The sequence below is a fragment of the Gilliamella sp. wkB108 genome (assembly GCF_001690195.1).
Classification (GTDB): domain Bacteria; phylum Pseudomonadota; class Gammaproteobacteria; order Enterobacterales; family Orbaceae; genus Gilliamella; species Gilliamella apicola_L.
This window is the reverse complement of record NZ_LZGM01000045.1, coordinates 1-3,144: the sequence shown is the minus strand read 5'-3', so window position 1 is coordinate 3,144 and position 3,144 is coordinate 1. Positions and strand designations below refer to the sequence as shown.

The 3,144-nt window shown below is 37.4% G+C and carries 2 protein-coding genes and 2 rRNA genes; 1 reads left to right on the top strand and 3 read right to left on the bottom strand.

Annotation, left to right across the window (positions count from 1 at the left end):
* Positions 1 to 51 precede the first annotated feature (51 nt).
* Positions 52 to 1,665: an RNA repair transcriptional activator RtcR gene (rtcR, locus tag A9G11_RS04680; protein ID WP_065618357.1), complete on the top strand. Its 1,614-nt coding sequence runs from the start codon at positions 52 to 54 to the stop codon at positions 1,663 to 1,665.
* 155 nt (positions 1,666 to 1,820) lie between these two features.
* Here the strand turns inward: rtcR and A9G11_RS04675 are convergent, their stop codons facing one another.
* The 3 genes from A9G11_RS04675 to A9G11_RS04665 all read right to left on the bottom strand — a co-directional run.
* Complete coding sequence (locus A9G11_RS04675; RefSeq protein ID WP_065618356.1) at positions 1,821 to 2,384, bottom strand: pseudouridine synthase; 564 nt, start codon at positions 2,382 to 2,384, stop codon at positions 1,821 to 1,823.
* 241 nt (positions 2,385 to 2,625) lie between these two features.
* Positions 2,626 to 2,741, bottom strand: a 5S ribosomal RNA gene (gene rrf, locus A9G11_RS04670).
* A 132-nt stretch (positions 2,742 to 2,873) separates the two neighbouring features.
* Positions 2,874 to 3,144, bottom strand: a 23S ribosomal RNA gene (locus A9G11_RS04665); the annotation flags it as partial.

Genomic DNA, 3,144 nt, shown 5'->3' with positions numbered 1-3,144 from the left:
TTGTTTATTTTTTATAATTTTATCTATTCATTTATAAATATTTATAAAGCAATGAAAAAGAATATAGTTTTTGGTTTTTTAGGTAATGTACTGGATCAACGCGGCAAAGGGAAAAGGCGTTGGCGACAATGGCGACCGACTATTGATTTATGTCATCAACCTAATACACCATTTACTCGGTTAGAGCTTCTCTATTATCAAAACGATTATCATCTGCTTTGCGAAATCATTAAAGATATTAAAATGTTATCACCGCAAACCGAAGTACGCCCCATAGCGGTGAACATTGAAGATCCTTGGGATTTTGAACAGGTTTATACTTGTCTGTTTGATATTGCCAAAAATTACACCTTCAATCCTGAGCAAGAAGATTATTATTTGCATATCACCACCGGTACCCATGTTGCACAGATTTGTTGGTTTTTACTGGCTGAATCACGCTACTACCCAGCTAAATTACTGCAAATGTCACCACCACCTAAAAAAGAACTCACAGACGAAAATCTAGATTTAAAAGAGAAGGAGCTTATTGCACTGACGCCATGCGGTAAAATGAATATTATCGATTTGAATTTACATCGTTATGATAAAATTCTGACCCGTTTTCAACAATATGCCAATCAAGCAACTGACCTTTTAAAATCAGGTATCGCAACGCGCAATCAACAATTTAATCAGATGATTGCTGAAATTGAGCAAGTGGCAAGCAGGTCGCATGCACCTATTTTATTATGTGGCCCAACCGGCGCCGGAAAATCATTTTTAGCCAAACAAATTTATTTACTTAAGCAAAGTCATCATCAAATTAACGGTCAATTTGTCGAAATAAATTGTGCCACCTTACGTGGTGATAGTGCCATGTCGACGCTATTTGGTCATGTTAAAGGCGCATTTACTGGCGCTAATCTGGCTCGCACCGGTCTGTTAAAAAGTGCTGATGGTGGGTTACTGTTTTTAGATGAAATCGGTGAACTTGGCCTTGATGAACAAGCCATGCTATTAAAAGCCATTGAAGAAAAGCAGTTTTACCCATTTGGTAGTGACACTCCAATACAAAGTGATTTTCAACTCATCGCCGGCACCAATAAAGATCTTAAATTGGCAATCAACCGAGGGGAATTTAGAGAAGATCTGTTTGCGAGAATTAATTTATGGAGTTACAAATTACCCGGACTGGCTGAGCGTAAAGAAGATATCGAACCAAATATTGATTATGAACTAGCGCGTTATGCCAAAGAATACGGCCTAATGCCACGCTTTAATCAAGAGTCACGCAAGGCTTATTTACAGTTTGCCACTGCCAATGAGGCAGTATGGCAAGGCAATTTTCGGGAACTCACCGCCTCAATTACTCGCATGGCAACACTTTCCCCACAAGGTAATATTACCTTTGAGCAAGTCGAACAAGAGATCAAACGCCTTAAACAGAATTGGCATCAAAACGAAATTTATGATGAGTTAATTCCACACGAAATAGATGAATTTGATCGTTATCAGTTAGAAAAGGTACTCGAAGTGTGTCGAAAACACTCAACACTATCTGAAGCCGGCAGGCAACTGTTTGCCGTATCAAGAACCAAAAAACAACGCAGTAACGATGCTGATAGATTAAAAAAATATTTAGCTAAGTTTGGATTAAGTTGGGAGATGATTAAGAATCATTAATTAACTTAATTTATATTAACTAAGTTAAATTAACTATTGCTATGAAATATATATTATTGTGGCACTTATGCCCTAGAAGCAAATATTACCAATATAGTATCATTTAAATTAATTCAGTTACCTTTTAATTTATCTACTTTGTTAGATATAGCAAATTAAAGGTAAAGATCATCTATGGTAATATTTTTCCATTGACCTTGGGATAAGTGATGAGTGAATAGATTATATTTACCAATTTGAACTCTTACTAAACGTAAGCACGGAAAACCAACAGCAGCACACATTCTTCTTACTTGTCGATTTTTTCCTTCGGTAATGGTTATACTAACCCATGAGGTAGGAATTGTTTTACGCTCTCTGATAGGGGGTACTCTTTCCCATAAATCAGATGGTTCGTTAAGAATTTTTGCAATCGCAGGTGCGGTATAAAACTCTTTTAATTGAACACCACAACTTAATTTCTCTATTGCTTGTTTTGTGATTTGCCTTTCAACTTGTACCCAGTAGGTTTTTGGTAATTTAAATTTTGGGGAACTGATTTTAGCTTGGAGTTTGCCATTATTAGTTAATAATAGTAAACCTTCACTATCGGTATCTAACCGCCCAGCCGGATAAAATTCTGGTAGTGGTATAAAATCTTTCAATGTCTGATATTTTTCATGCATTGAAAATTGGCTGATAACATTAAATGGTTTATTAAAGGCGATTAATCTATTCATCTTTTACTATGTTAATGTCTTTTTTAGTAGTAGTTTTATTATTCACTTAGTTAATAATAACATTATTTGCATTATTTCAGTCAATATATGCTAGCTTGTAACTACTTACTTTTATAAGTGGAGTGATTTCGAGTATTTATACTTCTTTGTTCTTTATTTATACCCAACTAGACGCTATATACAAAAAAACACCAGATACAAAAAAGCCCAGCATCTCTGCTGGGCTTTCGCTTATTTATTAGTCTGGCGGCACCCTACTCTCACATGGGTAATACCCACACTACCATCGGCACTACGGCGTTTCACTTCTGAGTTCGGCATGGGGTCAGGTGGGACCACCGCGCTATTACCGCCAGACATATTCTGTATCCTCTCTTTTCTTCGTTAATGTGTTCGTTCGCTTTCTTACCGCTATCTGCAACACACCAACCCAATCCGGAACAAACTGCTTCTTTCTCTACTTCGCGCTCCAAAACAACTCCGAGTTGTAAGGTTAAGACTCTCGGTTCATTAGTATCAGTTAGCTCAATGTATCACTACACTTACACACCTGACCTATCTACGTCTTAGTCTCAAACGGACCTTACAGATTCTCATCTGGGAAAACTCATCTTAAGGCTAGTTTCGTGCTTAGATGCTTTCAGCACTTATCTATCCCGCACGTAGCTACCGGGCAATGCAATTGGCATCACAACCCGTACACCAGCGGTGCGTTCACTTCGGTCCTCTCGTACTAGAAGCAAACCCTCTCAATTTTCCT

What these genes read in the sequence shown, in the direction of transcription:
- A9G11_RS04675 (WP_065618356.1), bottom strand. Translation starts at nt 2,384, where the DNA reads ATGAATAGATTAATCGCCTTTAATAAACCATTTAATGTTATCAGCCAA.
- rtcR (WP_065618357.1), top strand. Translation starts at nt 52, where the DNA reads ATGAAAAAGAATATAGTTTTTGGTTTTTTAGGTAATGTACTGGATCAA.